The organism is Streptomyces sp. PL-29, from assembly GCF_058344425.1.
Genome location: NZ_CP136996.1, coordinates 6,761,796 through 6,778,681, shown reverse-complemented (window position 1 = coordinate 6,778,681; position 16,886 = coordinate 6,761,796). Strand labels below are relative to the sequence as shown.

Genomic DNA, 16,886 nt, shown 5'->3' with positions numbered 1-16,886 from the left:
GCCCTGGGTGATGGTCTCCCCGGACGACTTCACCACCAGGAGGCATCGTGGCCGCCAGGCGCGACAGAACGCACTATCTCTACATCGCGGTGATCGCCGCGGTGCTGCTCGGCATCGCGGTCGGGTTCGCCGCACCCGGCGTGGCCGTGGAGCTCAAACCGCTCGGCACGGGCTTCGTGAACCTCATCAAGATGATGATCTCGCCCGTGATCTTCTGCACCATCGTGCTGGGCATCGGCTCGGTCCGCAAGGCCGCCAAGGTGGGCGCCGTGGGCGGACTGGCCCTCGGCTACTTCATGGTCATGTCCACGGTGGCACTGGCCATCGGCCTGTTGGTCGGCAACCTCCTGGAGCCGGGCAGCGGGCTGCAACTGACGGAGGCGGCGCGCAGCGCGGGCGAGGCGCAGGCCAAGGCGGGCGGGGCCGAGAGCACGACGGAGTTCCTGCTGGGGATCATCCCGACCACACTGGTCTCCGCCTTCACCGGGGGCGAGGTGCTCCAGACGCTGCTGGTGGCACTGCTGTGCGGGTTCGCCCTGCAGGCCATGGGCGCGGCCGGCGAACCGGTGCTGCGGGGCATCGGGCACGTGCAGAAGCTGGTGTTCCGAGTGCTTGCGATGATCATGTGGGTAGCTCCCGTGGGCGCCTTCGGGGCGATCGCCGCGGTGGTCGGTGCGACCGGCATCGACGCCCTGAAGTCCCTTGCCGTCATCATGATCGGCTTCTACACGACCTGCCTGCTCTTCGTCTTCCTGGTGCTGGGCACCCTGCTGCGCGTGTGCACCGGGGTCAGCGTCTTCGCCCTGCTGCGCTACCTGGGCCGGGAGTTCCTGCTGATCCTGTCGACCTCCTCGTCGGAGTCGGCGCTGCCGCGGCTGATCGCGAAGATGGAACACCTGGGCGTCTCGCGCCCGGTCACCGGCATCACCGTGCCGACCGGGTACTCCTTCAACCTGGACGGGACCGCGATCTACCTGACGATGTCCTCGCTGTTCGTCGCCGAGGCCATGGGTACGCCGCTGGCCCTGGGCGAGCAGATCTCGCTGCTGCTGTTCATGGTCATCGCGTCGAAGGGTGCGGCCGGCGTGACCGGCGCGGGTCTGGCCACCCTGGCCGGGGGCCTCCAGTCGCACCGGCCCGAACTGGTGGACGGAGTGGGCCTGATCGTGGGCATCGACCGGTTCATGAGCGAGGCGCGGGCCCTGACGAACTTCGCGGGCAACGCGGTCGCGACCGTGCTCATCGGCACCTGGACGAAGGAGTTCGACCGCGACCGGGCCTGCGAAGTCCTCTCAGGACGGCTGCCCTTCGACGAGAAGACGCTGGTCGACGACGGGCACGGGACGCAGCCGGCCGCACCGGCCGCGGCTCCGGTCGCCGCCCCCGCCGGGACCGCCGCGACGGTCCCGGCGCACCGCCCCGAGGACGGCGTGCCGGTCTAGGGCTCCCCGACCGGTCCGCCCTCGGCGGGCCGGTCGTGCAGGGCTCGCCCCCACGGTGCCCCGCCCGGCCGGCCCGTCGCATTCTCCGCACTTGCACCCATAGTCGGAATTCGGCCACCGATAAACGAACCCCGGTGCTGTAAAAGGTACTTCCGCAACCGGCCGCGTGCATGACATCTTGCGTCCACCACTTGTTTCGTACGGCCCGGCCTGACCACCGGGTCAACGGAGGACGCATTGATACCCCACATATCCAGCCGACCTCGGCGTACCCTCGTGCTGGCCGCCACCCTCGGCGCGGCCCTCGCCTTCGGGGCGCCCGCCGCGCTCGCCGGCACCGCTCCGGTCTCTCCGTCCGGCTCCGCCGCCCCCGCCCCCGCGGCGGCGCCCAAGGCCGCGGCCCCTGCTTCCCAGAGTGCGACCTGGGTTGCCGGCACCCGCGCCTACCTGGTGATCACCGCCCCCGGTGACACCACGGCGGTCCGCAACGCGGTCACCGCCAACGGGGGAACGGTCTTCCAGCACTACGACGCGATCGGCGTCATCACCGCCCACTCCGCTTCCGCCTCCTTCGCCGCCACCATGCGCGGCGTGAGCGGGGTCCAGCAGGTCGGCGCCACCCGCACCTCGGACGTGCCGGCGGACGCCTACAACCCGGCGCTGCCCGCCAATCCCACGCAGTCCGCGACGCCTTCGGGCGAGCCGGTCCGCGCCGACATGACCCAGATCAAGGCCGACCAGGCCTGGGCCGTCACCACGGGCTCCGCCTCCGTCAAGGTCGGCATCCTGGACACCGGTGTGGACGACCAGCACCAGGACCTGGCCCCGAACTTCAACGCCGCGGACTCCGCGTCCTGCGCCTACGGCAAGCCGGACACCCGTACGGGTGCCTGGCGCGACGTCGGCACCCACGGCACCCACGTGGCCGGTACGGTCGCCGCCGCCAAGAACGGCAAGGGCGTCATCGGCGTGGCCCCGGGCGTGAAGATCTCATCGGTGCGCATCGCAGAGCCGGGTTCCTCGCTGTTCTTCGCCGAGAACACGATCTGCGGCTTCATGTGGGCCGGCGACCACGGCTTCAAGGTCACCAACAACAGCTACTACACGGACCCGTGGCAGTTCAACTGCCCGGACAACGCCGACCAGGCCGCGATCATCGAGGGCGTCAAGCGCGCCCAGGAGTACGCCGAGGGCAAGGGCTCGCTCCAGGTCGCGGCGGCCGGCAACTCCAACATCGACCTCGCCAACAAGACAACCGACACCGAGAGCCCGAACGACTCGACGCCGGTCAGGCGCACCATCACCAACGCCTGCCTGGACATCCCGACCGAGCTCCCGGGCGTGGTCACCGTCTCGGCGATGGGCACCACCGCGAAGGCCTCGTACTCCAACTACGGCCTGAACGTCATCGACGTCACGGCTCCCGGCGGAGACTCCACCGGCATCTACAGCACCCTGCCGGGGGGCAAGTACGGCTCCATGAGCGGCACCTCGATGGCCTCGCCGCACGTGGCCGGTGTGGCGGCACTGCTGGCCAGCACCAACCCGGGGATCACCCCGGCGCAGCTGCGCGACAAGCTGGCCACTCAGGCCAACGACGTCGCCTGCCCGTCGGACAGCCGCTGCAAGGGCACCACGGCGAAGAACGGCTTCTTCGGCGAGGGCCAGGTCGACGCCCTCAAGGCGGTCGGCAGCACCCCGCAGCCCGGCACGTACTTCGAGAGCACCGCGGACTACGCCATCAGCGACTACACCACGGTGGAGAGCCCGATCACCGTCAGCGGCGTGACCGGCAACGCCCCGTCCGCCCTCAAGGTGGGTGTGAACATCGTCCACACCTACATCGGTGACCTCAAGGTCGACCTGATCGCCCCGGACGGCTCCGTCTACACGCTCCACAACCGCTCGGGCGGCAGCACCGACAACATCAACCAGGTCTACACCGTCAACGCCTCCTCCGAGGTCGCCAACGGCACCTGGAAGCTCCGGGTCAACGACAACGCCCGCGGCGACAGCGGCAAGATCGACTCCTGGAACCTGACCTTCTGAGGTCTGACGCAGGGATCCGCCGCAGGGCCATCGGGGAGCGGTGCAACCGCTCCCCGATGGCCCTCACCAGTTCCGGGCGATCCCGGCGGGTGCGCGGCCGACCGGGCCGCGCACAGCCGGACGCGGGCCGCGCCCCGGTCCGGTCAGCCGCGCCGGGTACGCAGGACGCAGTCGCCGCACAGGCCCCCGCCGGGGACCCGGTAGTAGAGGCAGCAACTGCGCCGTACGAAGGCCACGCCGAGCCCCTGCTCATGGACGAACGTACCGGTGCCCGCGAGCGCCCCACCGTCGGCCAGCAGGCCGCGCGCCAGCCCGAGGGCGGCGCCGGCCGGGACCCGGTCGATCAGCACCCGCAGCGCACCGACCAGCCCGGACGCCGTGTTCCCCCGCATGACCGTCGGCGACAGGCCGTAGCGCTCCCGCAGCCCCGCCTCCAGCAGGGCGAGGTTCCCCAGGACCGACTCCCCGAGGTCCTCCACGGGCCGGGCGGCGGGCGCGGGCAGCCAGAACCGGAGCGACCCCGCCTCCGGCAGCTGCCACCACACCCGGTCGGCGGCGAGGTCCGGCACCTGGCCGGCCAAGGCCGCGCACCCCAGTCCGAGCGACCACAGCCGCGAGGCGATCCCGAACTGGGCCGTCGAGGCGGCGACCCTCCCGGGTCCGCTGCCGATCCGGCGGCCCACCTCGGCCACGTAGGGCCCGAGGTGCCCGCCGTACAGCGCGGTGAGCGGCCGGAAGCCGGGCTCCGGCGGCTGCTCCCCGTACGCGACGGTGAAGAAGGGGCCCACGTCGGCCAGTCGCCGCAGTACGTCGTCCATACGGGGCATGATCTCAGGCCCCGCGCACGGGCGTGCTCACGTCACCCTCCGGGCGGTGGGGCCGGGACCGCCGACGGCTCCAGCGGCGCCGGGGATCAACCGTTCGGCGGTCTCCCGTCGGAGTTTCGCACCGGCTTCCGACCGGGCCGCCGGGGTGCCTGCCGCCCGGCGCGAGGACCCCTGCGGACCCGGGTGGCGCAGTCGCGTGCGCATCGCAGTCCGACCGCCCTCCGGCACCCCGCCGACGGCCGCCTGTCCGGCCCCGGCCCGGCGGGCGGGCGCCGTCGGGGACGTCCGCGGGACCGGCCCGCGGGGCCTCGCCCGGCAGCATCGGACTGTCCCCGCATCGCCGCAGGTCAGACGCAGGAGAACGGGATCCGGCGGCCGTACGCGCGGCCGTCCGTGGAGCCCGCGTCGGATGGTGGGAGGCATGCCCGTGAAAGAGGATCAAGGGCGCTCCGGCGAGGGGAGGCGAGCCGTCGAGAACCAGCGTCACACCATTGCCGAATTGGGGCTTCATGCGGGGACTTTAAGGGGCTACATTGAGCCACCCGCGTTCACCTGACAGCCGGTCGCCTTTCACTCGTGTTTTGCACGGGGGGCGACGTCATGGACGCAGACTGTGCAACCACCCCACCGCCCAGAAGGACCGAAGGCTCCGTGCCCGTACCCGTACACCTCGCGGGCCGCACCGTGCGGCTCGAGCCCCTCGCACCCCACCACACCGAGGCCCTGGCCGTGGCCGGTGCCGAGGATCGTACGACTTACGCCTTCACCCCCGTACCCCACGGGGTGCAGGCGTCACACGAGTACATCGACCGCGCGCTCGCCGATCAGGCCGCGGGTCGATCGCTCCCGTTCGCCATCGTCAGAGCCACTGACGGGCGCGTGGTCGGTTCGACCCGGTTCCTGGAACTCGACTACTGGCAGGGGCCCCTGGTGTGGCCCGCCGTGCCGGGCGTCCCGTTCGGCGATCCGGCGACGGCGATCCCCGATGCCGCCGAGATCGGCAACACCTGGCTGTCCCCGACCGCCCAGGGCACCGGCATCAACACCGAGGCGAAGCTGCTCATGCTCCGCCACGCCTTCGAGACCTGGGGGGTCCGGCGCATCTCGCTGCGCGCCGACGCGCGCAACGGCCGGTCCCGGGCCGCGATGGAACGTCTCGGCTTCACCTGCGAGGGGGTCCGCCGGGCCCATTCGCGGGGGCTGGACGGCGCCGTCCGCAGCACCGCCTTCTACTCGATCCTCGACGAGGAGTGGCCGGCCGTACGGTCGATCATCGAGCTGAGGCTGTCGGCGGGGGCGCAGCGCAAGCGGCGTCGCAAGGCCCTGATCCCGGCCTAGCCGGGCCTAGCCGGGCCTAGCCGGGCCTAGCCGGACAGAAGAACGGAAAAACGGTCCTGCCCCGGCCTCCTCAACAGGGAGGACCGGGGCCGGACCGGTTCCACCGGCCGGCCGGGCGCTCCGCTCCCGGGCTTCCGCGGCGACCGTGCAATGAGCTGCCCCAAGAAACACCAAGAGAAGGAAAAGTGCGGAACCCCGGCACGCTTTCGATCATCTTTCGAACGGAAGAACCGAGACGTCGGACCACCCGCCCTTCCAGGGGCAGCACCAGCCGGAGAGCCACCGCACATGTCGTACGCACCCGAGGGGCAGCAGCACCAGCCTTACCGGCCGGAGGGGCGGAGCCAGCAGCCGACCCACGGCGAGCCGTACGGCCGGCCGTACGGGCAGCAGCCTCCTTACGGGGAGCAGTACGGCGCACCGCCCTCACCGTACGGACAGCAGCCCCCGGGCCCGTGGGAGCCGGAGCAGCCCGAGCGCCCGCGCCGCAGGGGCCGGCGCTGGCTGATCGCCGGAGCCTCGGTCCTCGCGCTCGCGGGCATAGCCGCCGGCGTCATGGCCTACTACGAGATACCTCCCTTCACCGACAAGGGATCCGCGGTGTCCTTCGGGCCGGACGGCGGCGCCAAGGGCTCCGGCCAGGGCGGTGCGGGAGCCCAGCAGCCGGCGAACTCCAAGATGCTCATGCCGACCGGGCCGGCGGCCGAGTTCAAGAACTCGATGACGCTGGCCGACGGCACGCACGTGGCCGTGACGACCCTGGACGGCAAGAAGTCCGGCTTCAAGGGCAAGGTCTGGGTCTGGGCCCCCAAGGAGTACAACGACCCGAAGTTCGCCAAGAGCGGCTTCCCGGTCATGATCGCACTCCCGGGCGGCGCCGGTTATCCCAACAACTACTGGATGGGCACCGACCTCGGCCTCCAGACGAGCATCAGCAAGTGGTACGCGGAGGGGAAGAGCAAGCCCTTCCTGCTGGCCATGCCGGTGCTCAACCCCGGGCCGGACGACAAGGGCGTCTACTGGGACGGCTCCGACATCCCCGGCCAGCCGAAGATGGGCACCTGGCTGACCGAGGACGTCCCGGACCTGATGAAGGCGAACTTCCGCACGGTGAAGTCCCGAGACGGCTGGGCCTTCATGGGCTCTTCCACCGGCGGGTTCGCGGGCCTGAAGGCGGTGCTGAAGCACCCGGACAAGTTCAAGGCCGTGATCGCCTCCGGCCCGGACATCGTCCCGGACTCCTCCCTGTGGAAGGGCCACGACAAGGAGAAGGCCGAGAACAACCCGGAGCTCCTGGCCCAGCAGCTGATCGACACCAAGGGCCCGGACGTCTACATCGCCTTCCAGGTCGGCGACAGCGAGAGCAACAAGAAGACCCTGCCGGACGTGCAGAAGTTCGTCGACACCTTCGGGAACAAGGGGCCCGTGCACACCAGCCTGCGCGTGATCCCGGGCGGCAAGCACAATGCCAAGACCTACGTCCCGAACATGGCTGAGGGGCCGATCCAGTACATCAGCAAGGTCATGGAAGGGCCGGTCGAGTAGCCCTCGGCGCCTGCGTCCGTTCGTGCTCCGGCCCGCCGAACACCTTCGGCGGGCCGTCGCCGTTCCAGGGCGCCCAGCCCGGGTCGCCCGTCGTGGCGAACCGCACCCACGCCCCGTGCATCTCGTCGGCCAGTTCCTGCGGGGCGGCCCTCCCGGCCAGCCAGGCGGCCTCCGGCACGGACAGGGTGTCGAACACGAATCCCAGCTCCAGTGCGTGGCAGGCGCCGAGCCCGGGGACGCCCGAGCACCAGGCGAACTCGTACAGGAAGCTGGGCGCCGCCCGCCGGGCCCCCGCGAGCCTGCGCAGCGGATCGCGCAGCAGCCGATCGGTGAACAACTGTCCGGCGAGCTCGGCGGGGCCCGCTCCGGGCAGCGCGGCGCGCAGCGCCGCCACGGCGGCCCGGTCCTTGCCGGTCCGGGTACGGGCCAGTGCGACGGCGAGCGGCCCCATCCGGTCCAGCAGGCGCATCCCGCCGGTCGGGGCGAGCCAGAGCCGGTACTCCTCGGTCGTCCATCCGAACAGCAGCGGAACGGCGCCGGAGGCCGGGTCCGTACCGGCCGTGAGGGCGTCGAGGGGGTCCGCGGGCAGCGTCTCCGGATCGACGACCAGGCCGAAGGCGGGCCCGCCGAGGAGGGGGCCCGATCGGCGCAGGACGGCCGCCTGGGCGGCCATCAGGTCGGCCAGGGAGGCGGCGGTGAACGCGGCTGCGGTGGCCTCCACCTTGAGCAGCGATGCCATCCGCCGGACCATGGCGCGCACCCTGGGGCGCGGCAGGGCCTCGGGGGCCCCGCTCTGCAGAGCCGCCCGGTGGAAGAGGCCGGCCGCGCGCGGGGCGGCCAGGAGAGCGCCGATGCTGATCGCTCCGGCGGATTCGCCGAAGAGGGTGACGCGGGCCGGGTCTCCGCCGAAGGCCGCGACGTTGTCGCGGACCCATTCGAGGGCGGCGATCTGATCGAGCAGGCCGCGGTTGGCGGGTGCGTCGGGGAAGAGGCCGTAGCCGAGGACGCCGAGGCGGAAGTTGAAGGAGACCAGCACGACGCCGTCGCGCGCGAAGGCGGAGCCGTCGTAGACGGGCACGGCCGAGGAGCCGCGGGTGTGCGCCCCGCCGTGGATCCACACCATGACCGGCAGGCCGGCTCCGGGAGCCGGCTCGGGGGTCCACACGTTCACGGTCAGGCACCCGTCGCCGGGGATCTCCGGGTCCGGCAGCAGGGCCGCGAACGTGGGCGGGTAGGGCACTTTCGGTGCGGTCGGCCCGAAGGCGGCGGCCTCGCGCACGCCGTCCCAGGCGGCCGGCGGAGCGGGCGGCGCGAGGCGGAGGGGGCCGACGGGCGGTGCCGCGTAGGGGATGCCGAGGAAAGCGGAGATGCCGTCGGCCCCGGTACGGCCCTCAATCACGCCGGCCACGGTCCTGACCCGCGGCCGGCCGACGCCGGCGGCGACGCCCTCTGCACTCATCCCGTCCTCCTGCTGCTGGTGCCGGTCCCGCACGGTCGCACAGCCGTCCAACGGGTGACAAGGCGTGACCGGGCCGGGGACCGGCCCGGTTGGACGGGCATGCGAATCCTGCGTATCCACCACACTCTGCCCGCCCTGCTGCTGGCGGGCATCTCGTGCGTCGCCGGTCCGGCCCATGCGGCGGGGCCGGACTTCCAGTACGTCGGCCAGGACGACCGGGTGCACGGCCTCACCGCGCCGCGGGGATGCGCGGCCGCGGAGGGCGGCGGCGGCCGTGCGGTCACCAACGCGACCCGCGGCTCGGCGACCCTCTACCAGGGTCCCCGCTGCACGGGCCGGGTCGTCGGTGCGCTGCGGCCAGGCGAGGCCACTCAGGTGCGGCCCTTCTTCTCCTCCGTCGCTTTTCCCGTCACCGGGTAGGCGCAGCGGCCGTGACTCCTCGGCCCCCTCCGCGTTGTATGCCATGTCAAATGCCACAGATTCTGTGGCACCCCATATCTCACGAGGAGATCTTGATGTCGCGTATCGCGAAGGCATTCGCCATCACCGCTGTCACCGGTAGCGCCGTGGTCGCCGGTGCGGGCCTGGCTGTCGCCGATGCCGGAGCGCACGGTGCGGCGGTCGGCTCCCCCGGTGTCCTGTCGGGCAACCTGCTCCAGGTCCCGGTGCACGTCCCGGTCAACGTCTGCGGCAACACGGTGAACGTGATCGGCCTGCTGAACCCCGCGTTCGGCAACACCTGCGTCAACGCGTCGGGCGGCGGCAACCACCACACCGCCGGCTACGGCCACTGACCCCCTGCTCGACCGGAGGGCCCCAGCCGGTCGGCGGATTCAAGGGGTCGTCGCAACACGCGGTGAGTTGATCAAGCCGCGAGTAGTTTAGACAGACGCTCGGCTGGGGTTTCCCAGCCGAGCGTTTTGCGTGGGCGGCTGTTGAGTTCGGCGGCGACGGCGTCGAGGTCCTCGCGGGTGTGGACGGACAGGTCGGTGCCCTTGGGGAAGTACTGCCGCAGCAGGCCGTTGGTGTTTTCGTTCGAACCGCGCTGCCCGAGGCGCCGCGTCCGTTCCGCCATCGCTTGCCCGTCCGGACGTTGATGCCGATGACCACGGCAGCCTCGGAGTAGCCCATTCCTTGATCCACAAGCCGGAAGTATGCCTCCCGCTCCTGGACCAGCTTCCTGGGTCCCTGCGGCCTCCGGTCCTCCCGGATCTTGAAGTCCATTGCCACCCCTGAACTGGGGTGTTGCAACGACCACTAGAACCTAAGCTCGCGGGGGCCCTTCCCCTGTGTGCTGCGGCCGCCCCGCCCGGCCCCGCGGGCGGGTCATTCGTAGCGGTACAGGCCCTGGTGGTCGAGGGCCTCGCGCGGAGTGACGTTCCACGGGGGCATCGGCTCGTCGAGGGCGATCACCCGGCCGCGCTGGAGGTCGCCGAGCGGCAGGGGTGCCGCGGGCAGGTAGCCCGAGCTCGGGTGCTTGTGCTGCCAGCGGTCCCAGATCAGATCCACGAAGGCGTGGTGCAGCCAGAACACCGGGTCGTTGGGCGCCGTGCCGCCCGTCATGTGGCCGCCGATCCACTGGTGAACCTTGTTGTGGTTGCGCCAGCGCTCCCGCTTCGGTGCGGCCCAGCCCTCCAGCTTGTTGCGGAAACCCCCCGCGGTGGCGGTGGAGTCCCAGGGCGCGACGTCGTAGACCGGATCGTCCATCGCCCACTGGAGTTCGGCCGGGGTGGGCAGGGCGATCGGATTCTGCGGCCTGCCCAGGTTGCGGGTAAGGAACGCGGACTCGGTGATGCCCACGGTCACCGTCCAGTTGCCCTTGTCGTAGGCGAACGGGCCGGTCATCACCTTGCGATCGGTCGAACGGCCGGTGCCGCCGAGGAAGTCGTCCGCCCAGAGCGAGGAGACCGGGCTGGTGTCGGTGGTCCAGTCCCAGTACGGGACGGACACCCCCGGGTCGATCTGCCGCAACTGCTTCTCGAACTCCAGCAGATAGAGCCGGTGCCAGGGGAAGAAGGACGGGGACATGTGCCCGACGCGCAGCTTGCGGTCGCGGTCGGGCACGAAGTACGTGTCGTGGGTGCGCACCAGGGCGTCGTAGGCGCCGCTGCGCTTCAGCTCCAGTACCGCCGCGGTGAACCGCTTCTTCTGGGCGCTGGTGAGGTTCTTCTGGTTCTGCCGGACGTGCAACGCGTCGTTCCTCCCGTTCCCGTGGGTCTGTCAGCCGTGGTGCGGGGCTGCGAACGCCAACTGGTTCGTGCCCAGTTCGTCGACCGCGGCACGGGCCAGTTCCAGTGGGGTCGGATAGGACTGGAAGTGGTTGATGCCGCTCAGGTAGCTGCCGTCGGCCCGCCGCATGACATGCAGCGGGCGGCCGTCGATGCGTACCCCGGCGACGTCCACGGCGATGTGCCGGCCGCGGTAGGTCTCCTCCTCGGCGAGCGGTGCCGGCGTGAGGGTCTGCCGGGGCCGGCGGGCCCGCAGTACGGGGGCCAAGGCCGCGCCCGTCCCGGCCAGCACGGCCGCGGTGAACGCCGTACGCAGAAGCGCGCGTCGGGTCAGTGGTGCGGCGGCGGTTGCTGCGGACATGCGGTCTCCCTCGCTCGGTGGCCGGCGGCTACGGGTCTAACGCCGCGCGGCGGGCGAGGTCACCGGTCGGCGCCGCGGAGCCGCTTGTAGAAGAAGGTCGTCGGGTGCAGCCGGCCCTCCGGGTCGGCGGCGTAGTCGGGGATGGTGCCGGCCTGTGCCCAGCCGGCGGACCGGTAGACCTGCTCGGCGCCGCTACCGGTCTCGGTGTCCAGGAACAGCAGCAGCACCCCGGCCCGGACCGCCTCGGCCTCGGCGTGCGCGAGGAGGGCGCGGGCGGTACCCCGGCCGCGGGAGTCCGGGTGGACCATGAGCTTGCGCAGCTCGGCGCGGTGGCGACCGTTCGGCTTGGACTCCCGGTACCAGCTGACGGTGCCGTCGACGAGACCGCCGGCGCCGGTGCGGGAGACCCACAGGGCCAGGGATCCGTCCTCGACGGCGGGCAGCAGGGAGTCCCACCAGGCGGCTGCGGCCCCGTGGTCGAGGTCATCGAGGAAACCCAGTGAGGAGCCGTCGCGCACCACGGCGAGCAGCAGGGCGGCGAGTTCGTCGCGGTGGGTGCGCAGTCCGGTCGCGGACAGCGGGGTGATCACGGCGGTCATGCAGAGAGCATAGGAAACGCTCGGGGACCTGCCGCCGGCGGTCCGGGCGCAGGCGGCAGGACAGGGTCGTTGTGCCCCGCCGTGCCGTGCCGGACGATGCCGGACCGGCACGGCACGGGAGGGACGGCCTACGCGGGGAGTTCCGCGAAGTCGGCCACCAGGCCCCGGTGGTGACCGGCCGTACCGAGGGCCAGGGAGTCGGCCTTGGCCCGCTTGAGGTACAGGTGGGCCGGGTGCTCCCACGTCATGCCGATGCCTCCGTGGAGCTGGACGCATTCCTCCGCGGCGCGGACGGCCACCCCGGAGCAGTAGGCCTGGGCGACGGCCACCGTGAGGGGCGCGTCGGGGGCAGCGGTGGCGAGGGCGTCGGCTGCAGCCCTGGCCGCCGCACGGGCGGAGGCCACGTCCAGCCAGAGCCGCGCCAGGCGGTGCTTGAGGGCCTGGAAGGAGCCGACGGGCCGGTTGAACTGGTAGCGCCCCCTGACGTGCCGGACGGTCTCGGTCAGGCACCATTCGGCCAGCCCGACCTGCTCGGAGGCGAGCAGCCCCGCCGTGCAGAGCAGCGCTCCGGCGACGGCCGCCCGGGCTGTCGCGGGGTCCGCGAGGCGGGTGCCCGGAGCCGCTTCCAGGGTGACGGTGGCGAGCGGGCGGGTCAGGTCCAGCGCGACCACAGGGTTCACGGTGGCGGCCCCGGCCGGGACCGCGTACAGCCCGGTGTCGGCCAGGACCAGCAGGACGTCGGCGGCCACCGCGTCCGCCACGGCGGTGACCCTGCCGGTCAGGATCCCCCCGCCGGCGTCCCGTACGGGGGCCGGCAGACGGCCGCCGGGGGCGAGGGTCAGCGGCACGGCCGGGGCACAGACGGTGCGTCCGCAGGCCAGTTCCGCCAGCAGCGGGGCGGCTTCGGCGGTGTCACAGGCGAGGAGGATCTCCGTGGCGAGCACGGCACTGGTGAGATACGGGACGGGCGCCACGGCCCGGCCCAGCTCTTCCAGCACCACGGCCGCCTCCCGGTGCCCCGCACCCAGCCCGCCGAGCTTCTCGGGTACGAGGAGCCCCGCCGTGCCGATCTCGACGGCCAGGGTGTGCCACAGGGCCGGGTCGTGCGGCCGCCCCGTCTCGGCCCCGACGAGGACTGCCGTGGCGTGGCAACGGTCGGCGAGGAGCGAGCGTACGGTGGCGCGCAGTTCCTCCTCGGCCTCGGAGTACAGGAGGTCGGCCGGGGTCGCGGGGGCTGCCGGTGCCGTCATCGGGACAGGTCCTTCCAGGCGAGGTCCTTGTCGTCGCGCGGCTCCGGGGGCAGGCCGAGGACGCGTTCGGCGACGATGTTGAGGAGGATTTCGCTCGTGCCGCCCTCGATGCTGTTGCCCTTGGCGCGCAGGTAGCGGTAGCCGGCATCGCGGCCGGTGAAGTCGACCAGCTCGGGGCGGCACATGGTCCAGTCCCCGTACAGGAGGCCTTCCTCGCCGAGGAGTTCGACCTCCAGACCGCTGATCTCCTGGTTGAGACGGGCGAAGGTCAGCTTCATGCCCGACCCCTCGGGGCCGGGCTGGCCTGCGGCGAGTTGCTGGCGCAGCCGCTCCCCGGTGAGGCGGGCGACCTCGGCCTCGACCCACAGTTCCAGCAGGCGCTGGTGGAGGGCATGGGTGCGCAGTCCGGGGCGTTCGCGCCAGGCCGCGGCAACGGGTGCGATCATGCCGCCTTCGCGGGGGATGCGCATGCCGCCGATGGAGACGCGCTCGTTCATCAGGGTGGTGCGGGCGACCTCCCAGCCCTGGCCGACGGCGCCGAGGCGGTGGGTGTCGGGGATGCGGACGCCGGTGAGGAAGACCTCGTTGAACTCGGCCTCGCCCGTGAGCTGGCGCAGCGGCCGTACCTCGACCCCGGGGTGGTGCATGTCGCAGAGGAAGTAGGTGATGCCCTGGTGTTTGGGCAGTGCGGGGTCGGTGCGCGCGACGAGGATGCCCCAGCGGGCGGTGTGGGCGCTGGAGGTCCACACCTTCTGGCCGTCGACGATCCACTCGCCCGCGCCCTCGTCGAGGACGGCGCGGGTGGCGAGCGCGGCGAGGTCGGATCCCGCGCCGGGCTCGCTGAAGAGCTGGCACCAGACCTCCTCGCCGGCCCACAGGGGGCGCAGGAAGCGACGCTTCTGTTCTTCGGTGCCGTAGGCGAGGATCGTGGGGGCGGCCATGCCGAGGCCGATGCCGATCCGGCGGGGGTCGTTGTCGGGGGCGCCGGCGGCCTCCAGTTCGGCGTCGACGACGGCCTGGAGGGCGCGCGGCGCGGCGAGCCCGCCGAGACCCTCGGGGTAGTGCACCCAGGCGAGTCCGGCGTCGAAGCGGGCGCGGAGGAACTCGGTGCGTCCGGTGCTGGCCGGCGGGTGCGCGGCGAGCAGGTCCCGGGTACGGGCGCGCAGCGCCTCCGCAGGGGTGTGGGCGGCGTCGGCGGTCATCGGGCCGCCCCGTCCAGGTCCGGTACGACGACCAGGCGGCCGGTGGTGGTCCCGTCGGCGAGCCGCTGCACGGCGTCTGCGGCCGCTGCGAGCGGGAGGCGTTCACTGACCAGCGGTCTGACCGCGCCTTCGGCGGCGAGCCGGGTGAGCTCGGTGTGGCAGGCGAGGACGGCGGCGGGGTCCTTGGCCGCGTACAGGCCCCAGTGCAGACCGAGTACGGAGTAGTTCTTGACCAGGGCGTGGTGGAGGGCGGGGGTGGGGACGGTGCCGCTGGCGAAGCCGACGACGACGATCCGGCCCTCGAAGGCGACGCATTTGGTGGAGGCGTTGTAGGCGTCCCCGCCGACGGGGTCGTAGACGACGTCGGCGCCGCGTCCGCCGGTGAACTCCTTCACCCGAGGGGCGATTTCCTCAGCCGTGCGGTCGATCACCAGGTCGCAGCCGAGTGCCTCGGCGGTGCGGGCCTTGTCCTTGCCGCCGACGACCCCGATGACGGTGGCGCCGGCGGCCTTGCCCAGCTGGACGGCGGCGCTGCCGACGCCGCCGGCGGCGGCGTGCACGAGGAGGGTCTCGCCGGCCCGGAGGCGGGCGCGGCGGTGCAGGCCGAACCAGCCGGTCTGGTAACCGATGTGGAGGGCGGCCGCCTCCGCGTCGTCGAGGGTGTCCGGAGCGGGCAGCAGCGCCCGGGCGGGCGCGGTGACGTACTCAGCGAACCCGCCGTGCGGCAGGCTCGGGTTGGCGATGACGCGCCGGCCGTCCTCGGTCTCTCCGCAGACCTCGACGCCGGGGGTGAAGGGCAGCGGCGGTGTGATCTGGTACTGCCCGCGGGCGAGCAGCGCGTCGGGGAAGTTGACGTTGGCCGCGAGGACCCGGAGTCTCACCTCGCCCTCGCCGGGGACGGGTTGGGGAACCTCTTCGAGGCGCATGGCCTCGCGGGGCTCACCGGGGGTATGTACTCGCCATGCCTGCATCCGGGGCCTCCAGCCGCCGTCGAGGAACCACGCTCCGGGCGCATACTAAGCGGTCGCTTGCCCTCTTGTGAACCGCCGGGCCGTGGAGGCGCGCCATGGAGACCGGCCGCGGACGGCGCCCGACTGGGAACACCACGCGCCATTCAGGCCACACCCGCCGCACCTTCAGGCAAGATGTGGCGAGCACGTGTCATGACTCAACGGGGAACAGCACCTGTCCAGGGGGACCACCATGAGAAGAAGCATGTCCGCGATCGCAGCCGCCGCCGTCCTGGCCGGCCTGGTCACCGCGGCCGGCCCGGCCGCCGCCGCGGGCGACGCGAAATGCACGCCGAAGATCCAGGTGCTCGACTCGATCGGGGACGAGTCGTACATGCGCGACATGCTGCGCAGCCAGGGCGTGTTCGACCTCGGCGCGGACGGCCTCGCCGTCGGCGTCTCGGGCCACAAGCCCGTCTACTGGACCGGCACCACCTTGCACCCGGTCCCGCTGGCGGACCCGAACGCGACGGGGCAGGTGATCGCCGTCAATGCGCACGGCCTGATGGTGGGCATGCTGCGTACCTCCGGTGGCCTGTCCCTCTTCACCTACCGGGTGGGCGACGCGGCGATCACGCCACTGCCGGACAGCTACGGCTACGACAAGGAGGCCGACGTCAACGACGCCGGGTACGTGGCCTCCCGCTCGGACGGCGGGGTCGCCACCGTATGGAAGGACGGCCAGAAGGTCCGCGAGCTGTCCCTCCCGGCCGACGCCGGCCCGGGGATGCAGACCACGATGGTCACCGGCATCAACAACCACGGCGACGTCCTCGGGATGGCGACGCAGGACTACGAGGTCCCCGAGACCGGCGAGCACGTGGAACGCACCTACCCGGTGCTGTGGCCGGGGGACGGCACCGCCGCCCGGTTGCTGGATCCCACGATGAACGAAAGCTACGTCCAGGACCTCGACGAGAGCGGCCGGGTCGTCGGCTACGACTGGGGCGGACCGTGGCACGAGTACCGCACGTGGGTCTGGGAGCCTCCGCTCGGCAGCCCGGGCAGCACTCCCGGGGGGCTGAGCTCGCACCCGTACGCGACCTTCGAGGCCATCAGCCCGACCACGAACGTCAGCGTCGGCACGGCCAAGTTCCACCCGGACGCGATGACGCTGCCGGACCAGGCGCTGCTGCGGTCCGGCTCCGGCCCGGTCAAGGCCCTGCCGCGGCTGGCCGCGGGCGGCGCGAGCATGGCGGAGGCCGTGTCGGACAGCGACCTGGTCGGCGGAGCGGCCGTGAACGCCAAGGGCAAGCTCAAGCCGGTGATCTGGACCTGCGCGACCAAGCAGGCGTACAACCCCGGCAGCTAGTGCGCTGACCGCACCGGTTCGCCAGGTCGGTGCCCATGATCCCGTGCCGATCGGAGGCGACGACACGTCCGATCGGCGCCGCAAGGGTATCGCCACGCCCTGGACGGCCTTGAAGGACATATCGCGTTGGCCGTTTCGGGGAGGATCAGCAGGAGCTGCCGCCCGGGGATGGCGATCCGATGGCCCGCGCGCTATCGATGGGCGCATGGAGAACCCTCAGCGCGGGCTGCCCGCACCGCCACCGCTCGGTGCCGCCGCCCTGCC

At 72.2% G+C, this 16,886-nt stretch carries 15 protein-coding genes and 1 pseudogene; 7 read left to right on the top strand and 9 right to left on the bottom strand.

Annotated features, from left to right (window positions below; all coding sequences use genetic code 11):
• Window positions 1-47 precede the first annotated feature (47 nt).
• Together R4Z63_RS30880 and R4Z63_RS30875 are read left to right on the top strand one after the other, a co-directional pair.
• Window positions 48-1,442 carry a cation:dicarboxylate symporter family transporter gene (locus R4Z63_RS30880; protein ID WP_384454230.1) on the top strand — a complete coding sequence of 465 codons (1,395 nt, stop codon included), beginning with the start codon at window positions 48-50 and terminating at the stop codon, window positions 1,440-1,442.
• A gap of 276 nt (window positions 1,443-1,718) precedes the next feature.
• The gene (locus R4Z63_RS30875; protein ID WP_037917216.1) at window positions 1,719-3,491 is read left to right on the top strand and encodes a S8 family peptidase; all 1,773 of its coding nucleotides are present in this window, start codon (window positions 1,719-1,721) and stop codon (window positions 3,489-3,491) included.
• Window positions 3,492-3,634: 143 nt separating this feature from the next.
• Here R4Z63_RS30875 and R4Z63_RS30870 read toward each other — a convergent pair whose 3' ends face one another.
• Window positions 3,635-4,309, bottom strand: coding sequence for a (2Fe-2S)-binding protein (locus tag R4Z63_RS30870; RefSeq protein ID WP_384454234.1), 675 nt, complete (start codon window positions 4,307-4,309; stop codon window positions 3,635-3,637).
• A gap of 660 nt (window positions 4,310-4,969) precedes the next feature.
• Between R4Z63_RS30870 and R4Z63_RS30865 the strand changes: the two genes are divergently transcribed.
• Window positions 4,970-5,656, top strand: a complete 687-nt coding sequence (locus tag R4Z63_RS30865) for a GNAT family N-acetyltransferase (RefSeq protein WP_037917212.1) — start codon at window positions 4,970-4,972, stop codon at window positions 5,654-5,656.
• Window positions 5,657-5,944: 288 nt separating this feature from the next.
• Complete coding sequence (locus R4Z63_RS30860) at window positions 5,945-7,201, top strand: alpha/beta hydrolase-fold protein (protein WP_384454237.1); 1,257 nt, start codon at window positions 5,945-5,947, stop codon at window positions 7,199-7,201.
• Here the strand turns inward: R4Z63_RS30860 and R4Z63_RS30855 are convergent.
• Window positions 7,179-8,660 carry a carboxylesterase/lipase family protein gene (locus tag R4Z63_RS30855; protein ID WP_384454240.1) on the bottom strand — a complete coding sequence of 494 codons (1,482 nt, stop codon included), beginning with the start codon at window positions 8,658-8,660 and terminating at the stop codon, window positions 7,179-7,181. The genes R4Z63_RS30860 and R4Z63_RS30855 overlap by 23 nt on opposite strands.
• Before the next feature lie 99 nt (window positions 8,661-8,759).
• On the opposite strand from R4Z63_RS30855, the gene R4Z63_RS30850 reads away from it, so the two are divergent.
• Window positions 8,760-9,080, top strand: a complete 321-nt coding sequence (locus tag R4Z63_RS30850; protein WP_037917210.1) for a hypothetical protein — start codon at window positions 8,760-8,762, stop codon at window positions 9,078-9,080.
• A 95-nt stretch (window positions 9,081-9,175) separates the two neighbouring features.
• Entirely contained in the window at window positions 9,176-9,454 is a 279-nt protein-coding gene (locus R4Z63_RS30845) for a chaplin (RefSeq protein ID WP_037917208.1), read from the top strand.
• A gap of 71 nt (window positions 9,455-9,525) precedes the next feature.
• Here the strand turns inward: R4Z63_RS30845 and R4Z63_RS30840 are convergent.
• From R4Z63_RS30840 to R4Z63_RS30810, 7 genes and pseudogenes are all read right to left on the bottom strand, one after another.
• Window positions 9,526-9,708, bottom strand: a pseudogene (locus R4Z63_RS30840) (transposase); the annotation flags it as partial.
• A 278-nt stretch (window positions 9,709-9,986) separates the two neighbouring features.
• Complete coding sequence (locus tag R4Z63_RS30835; RefSeq protein WP_037917206.1) at window positions 9,987-10,850, bottom strand: tyrosinase family protein; 864 nt, start codon at window positions 10,848-10,850, stop codon at window positions 9,987-9,989.
• A gap of 30 nt (window positions 10,851-10,880) precedes the next feature.
• A complete protein-coding gene (locus tag R4Z63_RS30830; protein ID WP_037917204.1) occupies window positions 10,881-11,249 on the bottom strand; it encodes a tyrosinase family oxidase copper chaperone in 369 nt (122 codons plus the stop codon).
• Between the two features lie 59 nt (window positions 11,250-11,308).
• Window positions 11,309-11,848 (bottom strand): GNAT family N-acetyltransferase, encoded by a 540-nt coding sequence (locus R4Z63_RS30825; RefSeq protein ID WP_384454245.1) that lies wholly within the window; start codon window positions 11,846-11,848, stop codon window positions 11,309-11,311.
• Between the two features lie 128 nt (window positions 11,849-11,976).
• The gene (locus tag R4Z63_RS30820) at window positions 11,977-13,098 is read right to left on the bottom strand and encodes an acyl-CoA dehydrogenase family protein (RefSeq protein WP_384454248.1); all 1,122 of its coding nucleotides are present in this window, start codon (window positions 13,096-13,098) and stop codon (window positions 11,977-11,979) included.
• A complete protein-coding gene (locus R4Z63_RS30815; RefSeq protein WP_384454252.1) occupies window positions 13,095-14,300 on the bottom strand; it encodes an acyl-CoA dehydrogenase family protein in 1,206 nt (401 codons plus the stop codon). The genes R4Z63_RS30820 and R4Z63_RS30815 overlap by 4 nt, the downstream gene beginning before the upstream one ends.
• Complete coding sequence (locus R4Z63_RS30810) at window positions 14,297-15,271, bottom strand: NADPH:quinone oxidoreductase family protein (RefSeq protein ID WP_384454255.1); 975 nt, start codon at window positions 15,269-15,271, stop codon at window positions 14,297-14,299. Before R4Z63_RS30810 ends, R4Z63_RS30815 begins: the two co-directional genes overlap by 4 nt.
• A gap of 244 nt (window positions 15,272-15,515) precedes the next feature.
• Between R4Z63_RS30810 and R4Z63_RS30805 the strand changes: the two genes are divergently transcribed.
• Window positions 15,516-16,622: a hypothetical protein gene (locus R4Z63_RS30805; protein WP_384454257.1), complete on the top strand. Its 1,107-nt coding sequence runs from the start codon at window positions 15,516-15,518 to the stop codon at window positions 16,620-16,622.
• Window positions 16,623-16,886 lie beyond the last annotated feature (264 nt).

Coding starts and splice junctions, on each gene's coding strand:
- R4Z63_RS30870 (WP_384454234.1), bottom strand. CDS start 4,309: ATGGACGACGTACTGCGGCGACTGGCCGACGTGGGCCCCTTCTTCACC.
- R4Z63_RS30860 (WP_384454237.1), top strand. CDS start 5,945: ATGTCGTACGCACCCGAGGGGCAGCAGCACCAGCCTTACCGGCCGGAG.
- R4Z63_RS30855 (WP_384454240.1), bottom strand. CDS start 8,660: ATGAGTGCAGAGGGCGTCGCCGCCGGCGTCGGCCGGCCGCGGGTCAGG.
- R4Z63_RS30850 (WP_037917210.1), top strand. CDS start 8,760: ATGCGAATCCTGCGTATCCACCACACTCTGCCCGCCCTGCTGCTGGCG.
- R4Z63_RS30845 (WP_037917208.1), top strand. CDS start 9,176: ATGTCGCGTATCGCGAAGGCATTCGCCATCACCGCTGTCACCGGTAGC.
- R4Z63_RS30830 (WP_037917204.1), bottom strand. CDS start 11,249: ATGTCCGCAGCAACCGCCGCCGCACCACTGACCCGACGCGCGCTTCTG.
- R4Z63_RS30825 (WP_384454245.1), bottom strand. CDS start 11,848: ATGACCGCCGTGATCACCCCGCTGTCCGCGACCGGACTGCGCACCCAC.
- R4Z63_RS30820 (WP_384454248.1), bottom strand. CDS start 13,098: ATGACGGCACCGGCAGCCCCCGCGACCCCGGCCGACCTCCTGTACTCC.
- R4Z63_RS30815 (WP_384454252.1), bottom strand. CDS start 14,300: ATGACCGCCGACGCCGCCCACACCCCTGCGGAGGCGCTGCGCGCCCGT.
- R4Z63_RS30810 (WP_384454255.1), bottom strand. CDS start 15,271: ATGCAGGCATGGCGAGTACATACCCCCGGTGAGCCCCGCGAGGCCATG.
- R4Z63_RS30805 (WP_384454257.1), top strand. CDS start 15,516: ATGTCCGCGATCGCAGCCGCCGCCGTCCTGGCCGGCCTGGTCACCGCG.